This window comes from Streptomyces albicerus, assembly GCF_008905045.1.
Taxonomy (GTDB): Bacteria; Actinomycetota; Actinomycetes; order Streptomycetales; family Streptomycetaceae; genus Streptomyces; species Streptomyces albicerus.
This window is the reverse complement of record NZ_VWMY01000012.1, coordinates 178,935-197,768: the sequence shown is the minus strand read 5'-3', so window position 1 is coordinate 197,768 and position 18,834 is coordinate 178,935. Positions and strand designations below refer to the sequence as shown.

Below are 18,834 nucleotides of genomic sequence, written 5' to 3'. Positions count from 1 at the left end.
GTCGACGTGGGCTGTCAGTAGGACGAAGTAGTCTTGAGCCCATGCCTGAACGCCGTACCGTCGCACTCGTCACTCTTGGCTGCGCCCGTAACGAGGTGGACTCGGAGGAGCTCGCAGGCCGCTTGGAGGCGGACGGCTGGCACCTTGTGGAGGACGCCGAGGAAGCGGACGTCGCGGTCGTCAACACCTGTGGCTTCGTCGAGGCCGCCAAGAAGGACTCTGTCGACGCCCTCCTGGAGGCCAACGACCTCAAGGGTCATGGGAGAACGCAGGCCGTGGTCGCCGTGGGCTGCATGGCCGAGCGGTACGGCAAGGAGCTGGCCGAGGCCCTACCCGAGGCCGACGGCGTGCTCGGCTTCGACGACTACGCCGACATCTCCGACCGGCTCCAGACGATTCTGAACGGCGGGATCCACGCCGCCCACACCCCGCGCGACCGGCGCAAGCTGCTGCCGATCAGCCCCGCCGAGCGGCAGAGCGCGGGCGCGGAGGTCGCCCTTCCGGGGCACGGTCCGGTCGATCTTCCGGAGGGGCTCGCTCCGGAGTCGGGCCCCCGTGCGCCCCTGCGCCGCCGGCTCGACGGGTCCCCGGTCGCCTCGGTGAAACTCGCCTCCGGCTGCGACCGGCGCTGCTCCTTCTGCGCCATCCCGTCCTTCCGCGGCTCCTTCATCTCGCGGCGGCCGTCCGACGTCCTCGGTGAGACCCGCTGGCTCGCCGAGCAGGGCGTCAAGGAGATCATGCTGGTCTCCGAGAACAACACCTCGTACGGCAAGGACCTCGGCGACATCCGGCTCCTGGAGACGCTGCTGCCCGAGCTCGCCGCCGTCGACGGGATCGAGCGGGTGCGGGTCAGCTACCTGCAGCCCGCCGAGATGCGGCCCGGGCTCATCGACGTGCTGACCTCCACGCCGAAGATCGCCCCCTACTTCGACCTGTCCTTCCAGCACTCCGCCCCCGGTGTGCTGCGCGCGATGCGGCGCTTCGGAAGCACCGACCAGTTCCTGGAGCTGCTCGACACGATCCGGTCCAAGGCCCCGCAGGCCGGTGTGCGGTCCAACTTCATCGTGGGCTTCCCCGGCGAGAGCGCGGACGACCTGGCGGAGCTGGAGCGCTTCCTGAACGGCGCGCGACTGGACGCGATCGGCGTCTTCGGGTACTCCGACGAGGAGGGCACCGAAGCGGCGACGTACGAGAACAAGCTGGACGAGGACGTCGTCGCCGAGCGCCTCGCGCGCGTGTCCCGGCTCGCCGAGGAGCTGGTGTCGCAGCGGGCGGAGGAGCGCGTCGGCGAGACCCTGCAGGTGCTGGTCGAGTCCGTCGGCTCCGCCGGTTCCGGCGGCGAGGAGGACGCTGCGTACGGCCGCGGTGCGCACCAGGCGCCCGAGACCGACGGCCAGGTGCTGTTCACGAGCAGCGAAGGTCTGACCGTCGGCCGTATGGTCGAGGCGAAGGTGGTCGGTACGGAAGGTGTCGATCTGGTGGCCGAGCCGCTCCCGGGCTCGACCGTGTGTACTGAGGAGGCGGCCAGATGACCGGAGCCCCGGCATCCGCGGCGGGCGGCCCCGGTGCGCCCGGTACGCATGGTGCTGCCGGCGCTTCCGGTAAGGGAACCTCTGCTACGGGTGCCTCCGGCGCCCAAGGCTCGAAAACGCCGCGTGGCGCGAAGCTGAGCGCAGCGGTCGTCAACCAGGCGAGCCTGTGGAACGTCGCCAATCTCCTCACCATGCTCCGGCTCGTCCTCGTGCCGGGTTTCGTGGCGCTGATGCTGGCCGAGGGCGGATACGACCCCGTGTGGCGGGCCTGGGCCTGGGCCGCCTTCGCCGTCGCCATGATCACGGACATCTTCGACGGCCATCTGGCGCGTACGTACAACCTCGTCACCGACTTCGGGAAGATCGCCGACCCGATCGCCGACAAGGCGATCATGGGAGCGGCGCTGATCTGTCTCTCCTCACTCGGCGATCTGCCGTGGTGGGTGACCGGAGTGATCCTCGGACGCGAGCTCGGGATCACCCTGCTGCGCTTCGTGGTGATCCGCTACGGCGTGATCCCCGCCAGCCGCGGCGGCAAGCTGAAGACGCTCGCGCAGGGCACGGCCGTTGGCATGTACATTCTGGCGCTGACGGGGCCGCTGGCGACTCTGAGGTTCTGGGTGATGGCTGTGGCGGTCGCCCTGACCGTCGTCACCGGGCTCGACTATGTGAGACAGGCCATTGTGCTGCGCCGCCAGGGACTGGCCGAGCGGAAGGCCGCCGCCGAGGAGGCGGAAGCGTGACCTCCACGGCCGCCGAGGTGCTGCGACTACTCACAGTGAGGGGCGAGACGCTCGCTGTCGCCGAGTCGCTGACCGGTGGCCTGGTGGCGGCGGAGCTCGCGGCGGTCCCCGGGGCCTCCAAGGCCTTCCGCGGTTCGGTGACCGCATACGCCACCGATCTCAAGCGCGACGTACTCGGTGTCGACGCCACTCTGCTGGATCAGCGCGGAGCGGTGGATCCGCAGGTCGCGGCCCAGATGGCGGCCGGCGTACGCAAGGTGCTCGGCGCGGACTGGGGGATCGCGACGACCGGTGTCGCGGGTCCCGAACCGCAGGACGGGCAGCCGGTCGGCACGGTTTTCGTGGCCGTGGACGGGCCCTCCGGAGCGTCCGCCGAGGGCGTTGTTGGCGGGAAAGTGGTGGCGCTGCGGTTGAACGGCGCCCGGACGGAAATCCGTATGGAGAGTGTACGGAGCGTACTCGCACTGCTTCTGGAGCAGCTCGCGGGCGAACGTACAGGGAATGAGCGGGCACAGGATACGGAACAGAACGGGGGGTTTTGATGTTTGCAGCCCTGAGTGAACACGACATCGCTCCCCGCACGGCCGCAGCGCGAGGCGGTACGGTGGGGCGAGAAGGATGCGGCTACGCGGTCCGAGGAGGGAGCCACCGATGATTCTGCTCCGTCGCCTGCTTGGTGACGTGCTGCGTCGGCAGCGCCAGCGCCAGGGCCGTACTCTGCGCGAAGTCTCCTCGTCCGCCCGAGTCTCACTCGGCTATCTCTCCGAGGTGGAGCGGGGGCAGAAGGAGGCTTCCTCCGAGCTGCTCTCCGCGATCTGCGACGCGCTGGACGTACGGATGTCCGAGCTCATGCGAGAAGTGAGCGACGAGCTCGCCCTCGCCGAGCTGGCCCAGTCGGCAGCGGCTACTGAGCCTGTGCGCACGCCAGTACGCCCAATGCTCAACTCCGTCTCGGTGACCGGTGTGCCGCCGGAACGGGTGACCATCAAGGCGCCTGCGGAGGCGGTCGACGTCGTCGCCGCCTGACGCTCACGGGCTCGCGCCTGTGGGCTGAGATGAGAAGAACTGTGTGAGAGCCCCGGCCGGGGCCTCTCCAGGGAGACCTGGAGGGGTGCGGGCGGGGCTTTTGCGTGGGCGCCGCAGGGTGGAGCGGGTCGCGGGGATGCGTGGGCCGGGGCGAGGGGCCGTGGCGATCTGGGCGGATGCCGTGGGGCCGGTTGGTGCGTTGGTCTGGACGGGTGCTGTTGGGGCCGGTTGGTGCACTGGTCTGGACGGGTGCCGTTGGAACCGGCTGGTGTGCTCGTGCGGCTTTTTTCGCGTTTGCCGGTATGAGGCAGGGCGGCCATGGTGGAGGGCGGGGGCCAAGGCCGGGGGTGCTGCTGACCGGAGGATGTCGATGTACGTCGTGAAGAGCCCGCTGTCCGATGCCGATCTGAAGACCGTGTCCGAGGCGCTGCAGGGTGCGCTGGTCGATCTGGTGGATCTGTCGCTCGTGGCGAAGCAGATTCACTGGAACGTCGTCGGGCCGCGCTTCCGGTCCGTCCATCTCCAGCTCGACGAGGTCGTCGACACCGCTCGGCTGCACTCCGACACCGTGGCCGAGCGCGCCTCCACACTCGGCGTCTCGCCGGACGGGCGTGCCGAGACCGTCGCGAGCAGCAGCGGTATCGGGGCCGTACCGGACGGGTGGGTCAAGGACAACGATGCGGTGGGGGCGCTCGTGAACGCGCTCTCGGCTGTGATCGGGCGGATGCGGGAGCGAGTCGAGGCGACGGGGGAGGCGGATCCGGTGAGCCAGGACATCTTCATCGGGATCACCGCGGATCTTGAGAAGCATCACTGGATGTTCCAGGCGGAGAACGGGTGACGTGGGCTCGCCGACGTGGCTTCGGCCTGCAGGGTTGTTACGGCTTGCTGGGTGACGTCGGCGTCGGGTTCGGCTCTGGGCGCGCGACGGTGGAGTGGGAGCCGTCGGTGCGCCGGGCGCGCCCCGTTCGTGCTGGTGCGCCCTGTCGATGGGTGAACGCGGCGGTCTAGCGTCGGGCTGGAGGCGGTGCCATGGCGGGGCGGATGGGGCGAATAGGCGGGTGGGGGCTGGCCCTGGCGGTCGGGGGGCTGTGGTGGTGGGCCGTGATGCGGCTGGTGTTCGCTCCGGGCGCCGGGGTGCTGGAGGGGGCGGTCGCGGCCGGCGGGTGGGGACTGAGTCTGCTTCCGGTGCACTGTGTGCCGAAGGGGCGGGCTGTGGGGGCGGTCGGGTCGGATCAGTGGTTGCGGCGCGTTTTGGAGGCTTGGCGGAGGAGGCGGGGGCCGCTTCTTGGGCGAGGAGGGTCTTCCTGAGGGGTTGTGTTGTCACGGGGCGCTTGGGTGTTCTTGCGGCAGGTCGTCCGGTGCCGCTCGTTGTGTTGTGCGAGGGCGTGTGTTGTTGCGCGGGGCTGCGCGCTGTCGCGTTCTACCAAGGCATCGCCACGCCTCCATTGGGCCGGATTATCTGGCCCGTCGTGAACGACGAGGCGTCGGAGGCGAGATGCAGGACCGCGTGGGCGATGTCCTCCGGCTCGCCGACCCGGCCCAGTGGTGACATCCGGGCCATCAGTGTCTCGGTCCGCGTCTGGGCCTCGATGTCGTTGCGGTCGGTCATGGGCGTACGGATCCAGCCCGGCGCGACCGCGTTGACGCGAATGCCGTGCGGGCCCATCTCGGTCGCCAGGGTCTTCGTCAGCTGGACGACGGCCGCCTTCGCCGCTCCGTAGCAGAGCAGACCCGGCCCGCCGGTATCCACGGCTCCCGAGGCCATCGTGACGATGCTGCCGCGCGTACCGGAGGCGATCATCGCGCCGGCCGCCTCCTGGCAGGCGTACAGGACGCCCTTGAAATTGACGCCGAGCACGCGGTCGAGGTCCTCGTCCCGGGTCTCCAGGACCGGGCTGCGGTGCATGATCCCGGCGACGGCGGCCATGACGTCCAGGCGCTCGCAGGCCGCGACCGCCTCGCCGAGCTGCGCTCGGTCGATGACGTCGAGGGCGTGCGTGTGGGCCGCACCGCCTCTGTCCTTGATCAGAGCCGCTGTCTCGTCGAGGCCCTGGGCATCGCGGTCCGCGCAGTGGACGACGGCACCCGCCTCCGCGAGCAGGACGGCACAGGCGCGGCCGATACCGCTCGCGGCGCCGGTGACGAATGCGGTGCGTCCGGTGAGGTCGTACGCCGTGACGGGCATGAGGGGACGGTACGAGGATTTCTGACGGGTCGTCAATTAGTTGTGCGTGATGGGGTTGGGACGTACGTCATGGGCTGGGTGGGGCGCCAGTCATGGAGTCGGCCCGGGCTGCGGGGACGGGCCCGACTGGCACGCCGGGCACCAGTAGGTGGGTCGGTCGCGGGAGCCGTCGCCCTGGTTCGCCGAGCGGATCGAGGTGCGGCAGCGCAGACAGGGGCGGGGTGCGCGGCCGTACACGTAGAGGTTCTGGTCGCGGCGGCCTGTGGTGCTGCGGGCCGGGCGGTCGCGGTTCGCTTCGAGGAGTTTCTTGGCGAGGGCGGGCAGTTGGGCGGCGTGTGCGGCGGGGAGGTCGCCGATGGGGAGCCAGGGGGTCGCGCGGAGCAGGAAGCAGAGCTCGCTCTTGTAGACGTTGCCGATGCCGGCGAGGTTTCGCTGGTCGAGGAGGGCTTCGCCCAGGGGGCGGGCCGGGTCGCGCAGAAGGTTCGCCAGGGCTCTGTCGAGATCCCAGTCCGGGCCCAGGAGGTCGGGGCCGAGGTGGCCGACGGCTCGGTCCTCGTCGGTGGTGCGGAGCAGTTCCAGTACGGGCAGCCGGTAGCCGACGGCCGTGCGCTCGGCGGTGCCGAGGATCACCCGGATCTGGTGACCTGGGCCGCCGCTCCAGCGCTCGCCCGGTGCGTACACCTTCCAGGAGCCGTCCATCCGCAGGTGCGAGTGCAGGGTCAGACCGCCCTCGATACGGGTGAGCAGGTGCTTCCCGCGGGGGGTGACGTCCAGGACCGTGCGCCCGGTGAGGTCCGCCGTGGCGTACTTGGGCACCCGCAGGTCGGAGCGGGTGAGCACGCGGCCCGCGAGAGCGGTGTGCAGGCGCCTGGCGGTCTGCCAGACGGTGTCTCCTTCGGGCATGGGGTCCAGGGTGGCACGGGGCGGGTGGGGGTGTCTTGTGTGGTGGCGAGGGGGCGGGGTTGTGCTGGGCGGACCCCTTCACGGGCCGGTCCCTTCACGCGCGAAGGCGGAGTCCTCGTGGCGTCGCGTGGAAGCCGGCTCCTTCCAGGAGGGTGCCGAAGGGGGACGTCAGCGCGGAGGCGCCGTTGATGCGCTCCACCGTGACCGTGCCGAGGGAACCCGCGCGGGCGGCCGCGGCGAGCGCCTCGGCGGCTGTGCGCAGGCGGGGGTCCTGCAGGGGCGCGTCGTCCGGAGTCGAGGGCCAGGCCAGGAGCGTCTTGCCGCCTCGCTCCATGTAGAGCGTCAGCTCGCCGTCCACCAGCACGACCAGGGAGCCCGCCTTGCGGCCCGGCTTGTGACCTGCCCCGGTGGGGGGCTCGGGCCAGGAGAGGGCCGCGCCATAGGCGTTCGCGGGGTCGGCTGCGGCCAGGACGATGGCGCGGTTGGCGGTATTCGCGCGGGGGCGGGAAGCCGGGCCTCCTGGGAAGGCATGCGGCGCCGTACGGGGAGTCTCGGCGAAGGGGGACGCGTAGGCCCGCTCGGAGCCGGGTGTCGGGCCGCCGGGGAAGGGCGGTCCAGAACCTTCTCCCAGGGAGTAAGGGTCGCTGCCCGACCGGAGGGTGTCGGTGTCGGGGAAGGCCGGGTCGTCGGCGAAGGGGTCCGGGTGTCCGGCGGGACCCTCGGAGTGGGCCTGCGTGCCCGGGCTCGGGTAGCCGGACGGGGGAGTACCCGGGAATCCGGGATCGGGCAGGGTCTCGCCCCGATCGCGGGCGTTGGCCGCCGCGCGCAGCCGGTCCACGGCGCCGTCCATCGCGAACTGTGCGGCGCCCAGTCCCTCCACCACGTAGCCGCGGCGGGCCTGGCCGCTGTCCTCGAAGGCGGACAGGATGCGGTAGACGGCGGAGAAGCCGCCTTCCACGCCCTCCGCGGCAACCGCGCCCCGGGTGACCACTCCGTGCCGGTCGAGCAGGGTACGGGCCAGGGCGTGGGCGCGGACAGTGAGGTCGGGCTCGCGGTCGGGGAGCAGGGACCAGCGGCCCGCGACGGTCGGTGGGCCGGTCCGTGAGGCGGGGCGCGCGGCGGCCGTCAGGCTTCCGTAGCGCCCGCGGGGCACCGTGCGCTTCGCGCGGTGCGCGGTGGAGCCCGCGGTGCGGCCCGAGCCGAGGAGGGAGCGCATCGGGCCGAGCGTGTCGTTCGTCAGCCGGCCCGACCAGGCCAGGTCCCAGATGGCGTCGGCGAGTTGGGGGTCGGTGGCATCGGGGTGCGTGGTGGCGCGGATCTGGTCGGCGATCTGGCGGAAGAAGAGGCCGTAGCCTCCGGAGAGGGCGTCCAGGACCGACTGGTGGAGGGCGGTCAGCTCCAGTGGATGCGGGGACGGCAGGAGCAGGGGAGCCGCGTCCGCCAGGTACAAGGAGACCCAGCCGTCCTTGCCGGGCAGCGCGCCGGCTCCGGCCCAGACGACCTCTCCGGCGGCGGTCAACTCGTCGAGCATCGCGGGGGCGTAGTTCGCGACACGGGACGGCAGAACCAGCTTCTCGAGCGCGGACGCGGGCACCGAAGCGCCCTGCAACTGCTCTATGGCGCGCACGAGCCCGTCGAGGCCGCGCAGACCGTGCCCGCTGCCCAGGTGCTGCCACTGCGGCAGGAACTGTGCGAGCGCGGCGGGCGGCACCGGCTCCAGCTCATGGCGCAGCGCGGCGAGCGAACGGCGCCGCAGTCGGCGCAGCACCGCCGCGTCGCACCACTCCTGGCCGATCCCCGCCGGGTGGAACTCCCCTTGTACGACACGTCCGCCCGCGGCGAGCCTCTGCAGGGCACCGTCGGTGACCGCCGCGCCGAGGCCGAAGCGTGCCGCCGCCGCGGTCGAGGTGAACGGGCCGTGCGTGCGCGCGTACCGTGCGAGGAGGTCGCCGAGCGGGTCCTTGACGGGCTCGGTGAAGGCTTCCGGGACGCCGACGGGCAGCGCCGTGCCGAGCGCGTCGCGCAGCCGGCCCGCGTCCTCGATCGCCGCCCAGTGGCCGGCCCCGGCGATCCGGACCCGGATGGCGCGGCGGGCTCCGGCCAGCTCCTGGGCCCACTCCGGTTCCGCCCCACGCTCGGCCAGCTCGGCGTCGGTGAGCGGGCCGAGCATCCGCAGCAGGTCCGCGACGCTTTCGGCGTCCTTGGCCCGGCGGTCTTCGGTGAGCCACTGAAGCTCGCGCTCCAGCTCGGTCAGGACCTCGGCGTCCAGAAGCTCGCGCAGCTCCGCCTGGCCGAGGAGTTCGGCGAGCAGCCGTGAGTCCAGCGACAGGGCCGCGGCGCGCCGCTCGGCGAGCGGGGAGTCGCCCTCGTACAGGAACTGGGCGACGTAACCGAACAGCAATGACCGGGCGAACGGTGACGGCTCCGGTGTCGTGACCTCGACGAGCCGCACCTTGCGGGACTCCAGGTCGCCCATGAGCTCCGCGAGGCCGGGCACGTCGAAGACGTCCTGAAGGCATTCGCGGACCGCTTCCAGGACGATCGGGAAGGAGCCGAACTCGCTGGCCACCTGGAGCAGTTGGGCAGCGCGCTGGCGCTGCTGCCACAGCGGGGTACGCTTGCCGGGGCTGCGGCGCGGCAGGAGCAGGGCGCGGGCCGCGCATTCGCGGAAGCGGGAAGCGAACAGGGCGGAGCCGCCGACCTGGTCGGTGACGATCTGGTTGACCTCCCCCTTGTCGAACGCGACATCCGCCGCGCCCACGGGAGCCTGATCGGAGTCGTACTCCGTGCCCAGCTTCACGGGTTCCTGGTCGAGCAGGTCCAGGCCCATCAGGTCGGCGTCCGGGAGGCGCAGCACGATGCCGTCGTCGGCGTGCATGACCTGCGCGTCCATGCCGTACCGCTCGGAGAGGCGGGCGCCGAGCGCGAGGGCCCACGGGGCGTGCACCTGGGCGCCGAAGGGGGAGTGCACGACGACCCGCCAGTCGCCCAGCTCGTCGCGGAACCGTTCGACGACGATGGTGCGGTCGTCCGGGATGTGACCGCAGGCCTCTCGCTGCTCGGCGAGGTAGGACAGGACGTTGTCGGCCGCCCAGGCGTCCAGGCCCGCGGCGAGGAGCCGCAGGCGCGCGTCCTCCTTGGGCAGCGAGCCGACCTCGCGCAGGAACGCGCCCACCGCGCGGCCCAGTTCGAGCGGGCGCCCGAGCTGGTCGCCCTTCCAGAACGGCAGCCTGCCCGGCACGCCGGGCGCGGGGGAGACCAGGACGCGGTCGCGGGTGATGTCCTCGATGCGCCAGGAACTGGTACCCAGCGTGAAGACATCCCCGACGCGGGACTCGTAGACCATCTCCTCGTCGAGCTCGCCGACCCGGCCGCCGCCCTTCTTGGGGTCGGCACCCGCGAGGAACACTCCGAAGAGGCCGCGGTCCGGAATCGTGCCCCCGGACGTGACGGCGAGGCGCTGTGCGCCGGGACGCCCCGTGACCGTCCCGGCGACGCGGTCCCAGACCACGCGCGGCCGCAACTCCGCGAAGGCGTCGGACGGATAGCGGCCCGCGAGCATGTCGAGCACCGCGGTGAACGCCGACTCCGGAAGCGACGCGAAGGGCGCGGCGCGGCGCACCGTCGCGAGCAGGTCGTCGGCCTGCCAGGTGTCGAGCGCGGTCATGGCGACGAGCTGCTGGGCCAGCACGTCCAGGGGATTGGCGGGGATACGGAGGGACTCGATGGAGCCGGTGCGCATCCGCTCGGTGACCACGGCGGCCTGTACGAGGTCACCCCGGTACTTGGGGAAGACCACGCCCGTGGAGACCGCCCCGACCTGGTGGCCCGCGCGGCCCACACGCTGGAGGCCGGACGCCACGGAGGGCGGGGACTCGACCTGTACGACCAGGTCCACCGCACCCATGTCGATGCCGAGCTCGAGGCTGGAGGTGGCCACCACCGCGGGCAGGCGGCCCGCCTTCAGGTCCTCCTCGACGAGGGCGCGCTGCTCCTTGGAGACCGAGCCGTGGTGGGCGCGGGCGATGACCTGCGGGGCGCCCTGGGCCGCGCCCGAGCCGCCCATCAGCTCGGCCGGGGCGTGGTGCTCCTCCAGGGGCTCGCCGGTCGCCCTCTCGTACGCGATTTCGTTGAGCCGGTTGCAGAGCCGCTCCGCGAGGCGGCGGGAGTTGGCGAAGACGATCGTCGAGCGGTGGGCCTGGACGAGGTCGGCGATCCGCTCCTCGACGTGGGGCCAGATCGACGGTCGCTCGGCCCCTTCGTCGGAGTCTGCGACCGGGGAGCCGCCCAGCTCGCCCAGATCCTCGACGGGCACGACCACGGAGAGGTCGAATTCCTTGCCGGACGCGGGCTGGACGATTTCCACCTTGCGCTGCGGCGAGAGGTAGCGGGCGACCTCGTCCACCGGGCGGACGGTGGCGGAGAGACCGATCCGGCGCGCCGGCCTCGGCAGCAGTTCGTCGAGCCGCTCCAGGGTGAGGGCAAGGTGGGCGCCGCGCTTGGTGCCAGCGACCGCGTGCACCTCGTCCAGGATCACTGTCTCGATGCCGGTCAGCGCGTCGCGCGTCGCCGACGTGAGCATCAGGAACAGCGACTCCGGGGTCGTGATCAGGATGTCCGGCGGGCGGGTGGCCAGCGCGCGGCGCTCGGCGGCCGGGGTGTCGCCGGACCGGATGCCGACCTTCACCTCGGGCTCTGGCAGGCCCAGGCGCACTGCCTCCTGGCGGATGCCGGTCAGCGGACTGCGCAGGTTTCGCTCCACGTCGACCGCGAGGGCTTTCAGCGGTGATACGTACAGAACCCGGCAGCGCTTCCTCTGGTCGGCCGGTGGCGGGGTCGAGGCCAGCTGGTCAAGGGCGGCGAGGAACGCGGCCAGGGTCTTGCCGGACCCGGTCGGGGCGACCACCAGCACGTCAGAGCCCTCGCCGATGGCTCGCCACGCTCCGGCCTGGGCCGCGGTGGGCGCGGAGAAGGCCCCCGTGAACCAGGCGCGGGTCGCGGGGGAGAAGCCGTTCAGGGCTCGGTGTGCGGAGCTGACCATGCGTCCATCCTGCACCCAGCCACTGACAATGGCGCTGACCTGCGCGAACGTGGATGGTGGGCGGTTCGCGCCTGCCGGTGGGGTGGGTGGCGAGGGCAGCCGCGGCGGGGCGCCGGGGCTGCCCCTCGGCCGGTCTCCGTCGCGATGGCGGAGAATGAGGGCATGGCGGGTGCGGGGAAGGAGCGGGCACGGCACTGGCAGTACGCGGAGCTGCCCGGCGTCGATCTGCTGCGGGCCCGGTATGTCCACAAGACCTTCGTCCGGCACACTCACGAGAACTTCGTCATCGCCGCCATCGCGGACGGCGTCGAGGTCTTCCATCACGGTGGTGCGGATCAGTATGCGGGAGCCGGGGCGTTGGCCCTGGTCAATCCCGATACCCCGCACACGGGGCGTGCCGGTGTTCCGGAGGGCTGGCGGTACGGGGCGGTCTATCCGTCACCGGAGCTGGTGGCCGAGATCGCGGCCGAGACCACCGCTCTTCGCGGAACCCCCGGGTTCACCAGTCCGGTGCTCGACGACCCGTACGCCGTAGGCCTGGTCCACCAGGTGCTGCGCGCCGCGGACGAGGGCAACGCGCTCGCCGCCGACACACTTCTTCGGGTTGCGGTGACCCGGCTGCTGCGCCTGAACGGCGGCCCGCTGCCGCAGCGGGCCTTGCGGACGGCGGGAGCCCGAGTCGCGGCACGCGCGCGTGCCGTGCTCGAGGAACGGATGGCCGAGCCGCCCAGCCTGGAGCAGCTGGCCACCGGCCTCGGGACCAGCCCCTTCGCGCTGCTGCGCGCATTCCGCGACGCCTACGGCATGCCTCCCCACACCTGGCTGACCGACGTCCGCGTACGCCGCGCACGCCGCCTCCTGGACACGGGCACCGCACCCGCCGAAGCGGCGCTCGCCGTCGGCTTCACCGACCAGCCGCACCTCAACCGCCACTTCACCCGGATCGTGGGTGTGCCGCCGGGGGCGTACCAACGCGAGCGCAAGAACGTACAAGACCCGCGGCAGGGGCTGCTCCTACCGTCCGAGGCGTGGCAGAACAGACAGCACTCGCAGACATACACAGTGAAGACGGCGGAAAACCCGACGCCGCCGTCGTACGGGACGCCCTAGGAGTCGGGGTCGCCGTCGGCCTGTCCGGTTTCGCCTTCGGGGTGACCTCGGCGGGCAGCGGGCTCACGCTGCTGCAGACCTGCGCCCTCAGTCTTCTGGTGTTCACCGGCGCCTCGCAGTTCGCCCTCGTGGGGGCTCTGGCCGGCGGGGGCAACCCGTTCACGGCCGCCGCGGGCGCGTTCTTCCTGGGGGTGCGCAACGCCTTCTACGGGCTGCGTCTGTCACAGTTGCTGGCCCTCCCGCGCGCGGTGCGGCCGTTCGCCGCCCAGTGGGTCATCGACGAGACCACGGCCGTGGCGCTCGCCCAGCCCACGCGGCGCAGCGTACGGATCGGCTTCACCGTCACCGGACTGTCGCTCTACGTGCTGTGGAACCTCACCACGTTGCTCGGCGCGCTGGGTGCCGAAGCCATCGGCGACACAGACGCCTGGGGTCTGGACGCGGCCGGGCCCGCTGTCTTCCTGGCGCTGCTCGCGCCGATGCTCAAGACCACCATGGAGAGGGCCGTCGGGGGGCTCGCGGTGGTCCTGGGGCTCGGACTGCTGCCCGTACTGCCTGCCGGTGTTCCCGTCCTGGTGGCCGCGCTCGCCGCCCCGGCCGTTCTCTGGGCGGAGGGCCGCCGCAGGGGACGTACGACCCAGGCCAAGCCCGACGACGTACCGGGGGAGGACCGTTGAACATCTGGATCGCGATCGGCCTGACCGCTGTCGGCTGCTACGCCGTCAAGCTCATTGGGCTGCTGGTCCCCGCGGGCGTTCTGGAACGGCCGCTCGTCCAGCGGCTGGCCGCCCTGTTGCCCGTCGCCCTGCTGGCCGCCCTGACGGCCCAGCAGACCTTCGCCGACGGGCGCGTCCTGGTGCTGGACGCGAAGGCCGCCGGGCTTGCGGCGGCCGCCGTGGCGCTGCTGCTGCGAGCCCCCTTCCTGTTGGTCGTGGCCGCGGCCGTGCTGGTCACGGCGGGGGTGCGGGCGATGACGGGCTGAGGGCGGCGGCACGCGTGCGCGTGGCACCACCGGGCCGCGGGCGCCGTGACCGAGACGTACGTCGACGCGTGCGCCGTCCTGGAGGCCGACGCCCGCGCCCGGCGGTGCACCGCGGCCGTGCTGGTCACGGCGCTGGAGGCCCAGGGAGCGTCAGCCGACGGGCAGCCCGTAGGCCCGTAGGGTGCGCAGTGTCTCGATCGTCACGATCGGGCGCGCCTCCAGGGCGGCGCTCGGCGCCCACTGGCGCCAGCTGATCGGCCAGCCGCCGTCCTCCTGTTGCTGGCTCACCAGGTACTCCAGGGAGCGCGTCATCTCCTCGTCGGTGAACCACGCGCGCGCGAGTGAGCCCGGTGTCTTCGCGTAGTCGTACGGGAAGTGGTGTTCTCCGGGCGCGTAGCCGGGTGACACGGGGAACGCCTCGAGACGCTCAGGATCCAGCGCCGCGAGCCGGTGCTCGCGCACCAGGCGGCCGAGCCGGTCGGCGGCCCCCTCCGCGCGTGGGCGGTCGGGCGCGGAGTCCAGGAAGGCCACGGCCGCCTCGATCTCGTACGGATGGGACTTCTCCAGGGACTCCACGGCCTGCCAGCAGAAGTCGGTGGCCCTGAACAGCCAGGCGTGCCACACCTCGTTGCGGTGCAACAGGCCCACCACGGGGCCGGTGGCGAGCAGTTCGCTGGGCGGGTTGTCCACGATCGGCACGAAGGGTGCCGCCGGATAGCCGCGCTGGCTGGGATGGATCGCCGGCAGCGCACCGTCCTGAGTCGACACGGAGGTCAGATAGCGGCACACGCGTTCCACCCGCTGCCCGCCGCAGCGCCCGATCGAGTCCAGGACACGCAGCGCGTGTCCCGTGTGCAGGGGCTGGCTGACCGGGCCGCGCAGATCGGGTTCCAGCGCGTGGCCGTACCCGTCGTCCTCGTTGCGGTAGGCGGACAGCGCGGTCTCGACAGCGTCGGCGCCGCCACCCAGGAAGTGGTACTCGAAACGGCGCTGCTCCAGCACGCGCGCGGTGAGCCAGACAAAGTGCTCGGCGCGGGCGAGGGGGGTGTGCGCCGGGGGCGTCGGGGGGAGTGGGGATGCTCCGGTTTCGGCCATGAGTCAGACCGTAGGACGGAAAGCGTTCTCGGCAAGCGGTCCCGGCTCGGGCCCACCCTCAGGGGCGGGATACTGGAGTCATGCGGTTGACGGTCTTCTGGCAGCGGATGGCGGATCACTTCGGCGAGGGGTACGCCGACTCCTTCGCGCGCGACCACGTGATGTCGGAACTCGGCGGACGCACGGTGCAGCAGGCGCTGGACGCGGGCTGGGAGGCGAAGGACGTGTGGCGCGCGGTGTGTACAGCGGTGAACGTTCCGTACGAAAAGCGCTGACAAGCCACGAAGATCCGGGAGCGGGGACCGATTGTCGGTGGCGTGGGCGAGACTTGGTCCGTGGCATCGACAGATGAGACCGCGCAGGTCGGACATCACGCATCCCCGCTCGGCACGACACCTCCCGGCCCCCCGGCCGGGGACGCGGCCGAGGGGCGCGCCCGCATGCCACGCTGGCTGCCGCGCGCCATGGTGCTCGCCCTCACCCTCATCGCCTGCTTTCAGCTGGGCAGTTGGGCCTTCCACCAGCTGACCGGGCTGCTGATCAACATCCTGATCGCCTTCTTCCTGGCACTCGCCATAGAGCCCGCGGTGAGCTGGATGGCCTCGTACGGCATGCGCCGAGGGCTGGCCACCGCGATCGTGTTCCTCGCCGTGTTGATCGTGAGCGCGGGCTTCATCACGCTGCTCGGGTCGATGCTCGCCAACCAGATCATCGACATGGTCGAGGACTTCCCGAAGTACGTCGACTCGGTGATCAGCTGGATCAACACGACCTTCCACACGGAGCTCAGCCGCGTCGACATCCAGGACAGCCTGCTGCGCTCCGACTGGCTCCGGAAGTACGTGCAGAACAGCGCCACCGGCGTCCTGGACGTGTCCACGCAAGTACTGGGCGGACTCTTCCAGCTGCTGACGATCACGCTGTTCGCGTTCTACTTCGCCGCCGACGGCCCGCGGCTCCGGCGCGCCCTGTGCTCCGTACTGCCGCCCGCCCGGCAGGCCGAGGTGCTGCGCGCGTGGGAGATCGCCGTCAACAAGACCGGCGGCTATCTGTACTCGCGCGGACTGATGGCCCTGATCTCCGGCATAGCGCACTACATCCTGCTGGAGTCGCTCGACGTGAACTACGCGCCCGTGCTCGCCGTCTGGGTGGGCCTGGTCTCGCAGTTCATCCCCACCATCGGTACGTATCTCGCGGGCGCCCTGCCGATGCTGATCGCCTTCACCGTCGACCCCTGGTACGCGCTGTGGGTGCTGATCTTCGTCGTGGTCTACCAGCAGTTCGAGAACTACGTGCTGCAGCCCAAGCTGACCGCGAAGACCGTGGACATCCACCCCGCGGTCGCCTTCGGGTCGGTCATCGCGGGCACGGCCCTGCTCGGTGCCGTCGGCGCGCTGATCGCCATCCCCGCGGTCGCCACGCTGCAGGCCTTCCTGGGGGCGTACGTGAAGCGCTACGACGTCACAGACGACCCCCGGGTGCACGGGCGCCGCGAGCGGGCCTCGGGCACCCTCCTCGTACGCATGGGACGCGTGCTGCGAGGACCCCGTGAGGCGAGGCCGGCAGAGGACGCGGAGCCCCGGGACACCGCGTAGCGCGTCGGGGCAGTCGCACTGGCGCGCTGCGCGTACGACCCTGGAAGCAGCCGGGTGTCACCGTCCGCGCCATGCTCCCGTGGGAGCGTGTGGTGCGCTTGACACCAAAATCGAACATCCATTCTTATGGAGGCTCTGGCGAGGCCCGAGACGGGATGTCGACGGGGATTTGATGGAGAAGTGCCCGAGTTATCCACAGGCCGGACGGGCGTCGGGGCGCATTGTCAGTGGCAGGCGTTAGCGTCTTTGACGTGAAGCGATCGACTCAAGCAAATCGGGTGGAACCCATGGCAGGAACCGACCGCGAGAAGGCGCTCGACGCCGCGCTCGCACAGATTGAACGGCAATTCGGCAAGGGCGCGGTGATGCGCCTCGGCGAGCGGCCGAACGAGCCCATCGAGGTCATCCATACAGGGTCGACCGCACTCGACGTAGCCCTCGGCGTCGGCGGCCTGCCGCGCGGCCGAGTGGTGGAGGTGTACGGCCCGGAGTCCTCCGGCAAGACGACCCTGACCCTGCACGCGGTGGCGAACGCGCAGAAGGCCGGCGGTCAGGTGGCCTTCGTGGACGCGGAGCACGCCCTCGACCCCGAGTACGCGAAGAAGCTCGGCGTCGACATCGACAACCTGATCCTGTCGCAGCCGGACAACGGCGAGCAGGCTCTGGAGATCGTGGACATGCTGGTCCGTTCCGGCGCCCTCGACCTCATCGTCATCGACTCCGTCGCCGCCCTGGTGCCGCGCGCGGAGATCGAGGGCGAGATGGGCGACTCGCACGTGGGTCTGCAGGCCCGACTGATGAGCCAGGCCCTGCGGAAGATCACCAGCGCGCTCAACCAGTCGAAGACCACCGCGATCTTCATCAACCAGCTGCGCGAGAAGATCGGCGTGATGTTCGGCTCCCCGGAGACCACGACCGGTGGCCGGGCGCTGAAGTTCTACGCCTCGGTGCGGCTCGACATCCGGCGCATCGAGACGCTGAAGGACGGCACCGACGCGGTCGGCAACCGCACGCGCGTCAAGGTCGTCAAGAACAAGGTCGCGCCGCCCTTCAAGCAGGCCGAGTTCGACATCCTCTACGGGCAGGGCATCAGCCGCGAGGGCGGCCTGATCGACATGGGCGTGGAGAACGGCTTCGTCCGCAAGGCCGGCGCCTGGTACACGTACGAGGGCGACCAGCTCGGCCAGGGCAAGGAGAACGCGCGCAACTTCCTGAAGGACAACCCCGACCTCGCCAACGAGATCGAGAAGAAGATCCTGGAGAAGCTGGGCGTCGGTGTGAAGCCGGAGAAGCCGACCGCTGAGCCGGGGGCGGACGCGGCGGTGTCGGCCACCGCTCCTGGCGAGGCCGCGAAGACGGTTCCCGCTCCCGCGGCCAAGGCCGTCAAGCCCAAGGCCGCGGCGGCCAAGAGCTAGTCCATGACGCGACGAACCGACTGGGCCGAGTACGTCCACCCCGTCGCCTCCGAAGGACGGGGGCGCGGGGGTGACATCGGTTCCGCGGGAGACAGGGACAGGGCGTACGAAGGTGACGGGTCGTACGGTCTCGAGGCCTGGGGCGCCGAGGGGGCGTACGGCGATCCAGGGGGTGACGGTCCGCCGGACGGTGACGGTTCGCCGAGCGGTGGCTCGCGTCGCGGCGCTGGTCGGCGGCGTGGTGACGATGGCTGGTCGTACGGGGACGACGGGTCGCGGGGCGAAGAGCCGCGGGGTGACGGAACCCCGCGTCGCGGCGGCCGGGGCGGCCGGCGACGCGGTTTCGGCGAGGCGCAGACCGACGGCGGCCCACAGGACGGAGGCCCCCCTTCCTCGTCGAGGGCCGAGAAGGGGGAGCCCCCAGGGGACCCGGCTGAGCGGGCGCGGGCGATCTGCCTGCGCCTGCTCACCGGGACCCCGCGCACGCGGAAGCAACTCGCGGACGCGTTGCGCAAGCGCGAGATCCCGGACGACGTGGCGGACGAGGTGCTGTCCCGCTTCGAAGAGGTCGGGCTGATCAACGACAGCGCTTTCGCCGAAGCCTGGGTGGAGTCCCGGCACCACGGCCGGGGCCTGGCCCGGCGGGCGCTCGCCCAGGAGCTGCGGACCAAGGGCGTGGACTCCACGCTGATCGACGAGGCGGTCGGACAGCTCGACTCCGAGCAGGAGGAGGCGACCGCGCGCGAGCTCGTCGCCCGCAAGCTGCGCGCCACGCGTGGCCTCGACCGCGACAAGCGGATACGGCGCCTCGCGGGCATGCTCGCCCGCAAGGGCTACTCCGAGGGCATGGCCCTCAGAGTGGTCCGGCAGGCGCTGGAGGAAGAGGGCGAGGACGCGGAGTTCCTCGGCGACGAGGGGTTCTGAGCCGGGCCCTTGAGGAGGCGTAAAGCTGCCTCCGGGGCTGTCGGCTGCGGGCCTGTCGGCTCCGGGCCGTTCGGCTACGGATCCTGGACACGGTGGACGCGCGGGGGCGCCCATCGCGTCCGGATCCGGACCCGGGCCGGGCTGTGGCCGCGGGCCGCCATCGTGGTGGAGCCTCGATCCCGGATGAGAGACAACTCCCTGCTGGAGAGCCTCCGTTGCGGTGGCCGAGGGTGGGGTTATCCCCCGTACAAGACGCCGGACGACCGCAGTGCACAGGTAG

Annotated in this window: 18 protein-coding genes; 14 read left to right on the top strand and 4 right to left on the bottom strand. The window is 71.5% G+C overall.

What is annotated here, in order from left to right:
• Positions 1-41 precede the first annotated feature (41 nt).
• The 6 genes from rimO (at position 42) to GAS53_RS56230 (ending at position 4,612) form a co-directional block, all read left to right on the top strand.
• Complete coding sequence (rimO, locus tag GAS53_RS12865) at positions 42-1,532, top strand: 30S ribosomal protein S12 methylthiotransferase RimO (RefSeq protein WP_151477645.1); 1,491 nt, start codon at positions 42-44, stop codon at positions 1,530-1,532.
• A complete protein-coding gene (gene pgsA / locus GAS53_RS12860; protein WP_151477644.1) occupies positions 1,529-2,275 on the top strand; it encodes a CDP-diacylglycerol--glycerol-3-phosphate 3-phosphatidyltransferase in 747 nt (248 codons plus the stop codon). The genes rimO and pgsA overlap by 4 nt, the downstream gene beginning before the upstream one ends.
• The gene (locus GAS53_RS12855) at positions 2,272-2,817 is read left to right on the top strand and encodes a CinA family protein (RefSeq protein ID WP_151477643.1); all 546 of its coding nucleotides are present in this window, start codon (positions 2,272-2,274) and stop codon (positions 2,815-2,817) included. The genes pgsA and GAS53_RS12855 overlap by 4 nt, the downstream gene beginning before the upstream one ends.
• A 109-nt stretch (positions 2,818-2,926) precedes the next feature.
• Positions 2,927-3,301 carry a helix-turn-helix domain-containing protein gene (locus tag GAS53_RS12850; protein WP_151477642.1) on the top strand — a complete coding sequence of 125 codons (375 nt, stop codon included), beginning with the start codon at positions 2,927-2,929 and terminating at the stop codon, positions 3,299-3,301.
• Positions 3,302-3,671: 370 nt separating this feature from the next.
• A complete protein-coding gene (locus GAS53_RS12845; RefSeq protein WP_151477641.1) occupies positions 3,672-4,142 on the top strand; it encodes a Dps family protein in 471 nt (156 codons plus the stop codon).
• Between the two features lie 203 nt (positions 4,143-4,345).
• Positions 4,346-4,612, top strand: a complete 267-nt coding sequence (locus GAS53_RS56230) for a hypothetical protein (RefSeq protein WP_404829212.1) — start codon at positions 4,346-4,348, stop codon at positions 4,610-4,612.
• Between the two features lie 112 nt (positions 4,613-4,724).
• Here GAS53_RS56230 and GAS53_RS12835 read toward each other — a convergent pair whose 3' ends face one another.
• The 3 genes from GAS53_RS12835 to GAS53_RS12825 all read right to left on the bottom strand — a co-directional run bounded on the left by GAS53_RS12835 (position 4,725) and on the right by GAS53_RS12825 (position 11,433).
• Positions 4,725-5,489, bottom strand: a complete 765-nt coding sequence (locus GAS53_RS12835; protein ID WP_151477639.1) for an SDR family NAD(P)-dependent oxidoreductase — start codon at positions 5,487-5,489, stop codon at positions 4,725-4,727.
• Between the two features lie 90 nt (positions 5,490-5,579).
• Positions 5,580-6,392 carry an Fpg/Nei family DNA glycosylase gene (locus GAS53_RS12830; protein ID WP_151477638.1) on the bottom strand — a complete coding sequence of 271 codons (813 nt, stop codon included), beginning with the start codon at positions 6,390-6,392 and terminating at the stop codon, positions 5,580-5,582.
• A gap of 94 nt (positions 6,393-6,486) precedes the next feature.
• Positions 6,487-11,433 carry an ATP-dependent helicase gene (locus GAS53_RS12825; protein ID WP_151477637.1) on the bottom strand — a complete coding sequence of 1,649 codons (4,947 nt, stop codon included), beginning with the start codon at positions 11,431-11,433 and terminating at the stop codon, positions 6,487-6,489.
• A gap of 162 nt (positions 11,434-11,595) precedes the next feature.
• On the opposite strand from GAS53_RS12825, the gene GAS53_RS12820 reads away from it, so the two are divergent.
• The 4 genes from GAS53_RS12820 to GAS53_RS57585 are packed head-to-tail and all read left to right on the top strand — an operon-like array spanning position 11,596 to position 13,705.
• Entirely contained in the window at positions 11,596-12,543 is a 948-nt protein-coding gene (locus GAS53_RS12820; protein ID WP_151477636.1) for an AraC family transcriptional regulator, read from the top strand.
• Entirely contained in the window at positions 12,462-13,220 is a 759-nt protein-coding gene (locus GAS53_RS12815) for an AzlC family ABC transporter permease (RefSeq protein ID WP_151477635.1), read from the top strand. Before GAS53_RS12820 ends, GAS53_RS12815 begins: the two co-directional genes overlap by 82 nt.
• Entirely contained in the window at positions 13,217-13,525 is a 309-nt protein-coding gene (locus GAS53_RS12810; protein WP_151477634.1) for an AzlD domain-containing protein, read from the top strand. Before GAS53_RS12815 ends, GAS53_RS12810 begins: the two co-directional genes overlap by 4 nt.
• Before the next feature lie 45 nt (positions 13,526-13,570).
• Positions 13,571-13,705, top strand: coding sequence for a hypothetical protein (locus tag GAS53_RS57585; RefSeq protein ID WP_263974129.1), 135 nt, complete (start codon positions 13,571-13,573; stop codon positions 13,703-13,705).
• Here GAS53_RS57585 and GAS53_RS12805 read toward each other — a convergent pair.
• Positions 13,676-14,620 (bottom strand): hypothetical protein, encoded by a 945-nt coding sequence (locus tag GAS53_RS12805; protein ID WP_151477633.1) that lies wholly within the window; start codon positions 14,618-14,620, stop codon positions 13,676-13,678. The genes GAS53_RS57585 and GAS53_RS12805 overlap by 30 nt on opposite strands.
• Positions 14,621-14,700: 80 nt before the next feature.
• Between GAS53_RS12805 and GAS53_RS12800 the strand changes: the two genes are divergently transcribed.
• The 4 genes from GAS53_RS12800 (at position 14,701) to recX (ending at position 18,554) form a co-directional block, all read left to right on the top strand.
• The gene (locus tag GAS53_RS12800; RefSeq protein WP_151477632.1) at positions 14,701-14,895 is read left to right on the top strand and encodes a DUF3046 domain-containing protein; all 195 of its coding nucleotides are present in this window, start codon (positions 14,701-14,703) and stop codon (positions 14,893-14,895) included.
• A 60-nt stretch (positions 14,896-14,955) separates the two neighbouring features.
• Positions 14,956-16,215, top strand: coding sequence for an AI-2E family transporter (locus tag GAS53_RS12795; protein WP_151477631.1), 1,260 nt, complete (start codon positions 14,956-14,958; stop codon positions 16,213-16,215).
• Positions 16,216-16,502: 287 nt separating this feature from the next.
• A complete protein-coding gene (recA, locus tag GAS53_RS12790) occupies positions 16,503-17,630 on the top strand; it encodes a recombinase RecA (protein WP_151477630.1) in 1,128 nt (375 codons plus the stop codon).
• 3 nt (positions 17,631-17,633) lie between these two features.
• A complete protein-coding gene (gene recX, locus GAS53_RS12785; RefSeq protein WP_151477629.1) occupies positions 17,634-18,554 on the top strand; it encodes a recombination regulator RecX in 921 nt (306 codons plus the stop codon).
• The last annotated feature ends 280 nt before the right edge of the window (positions 18,555-18,834 follow it).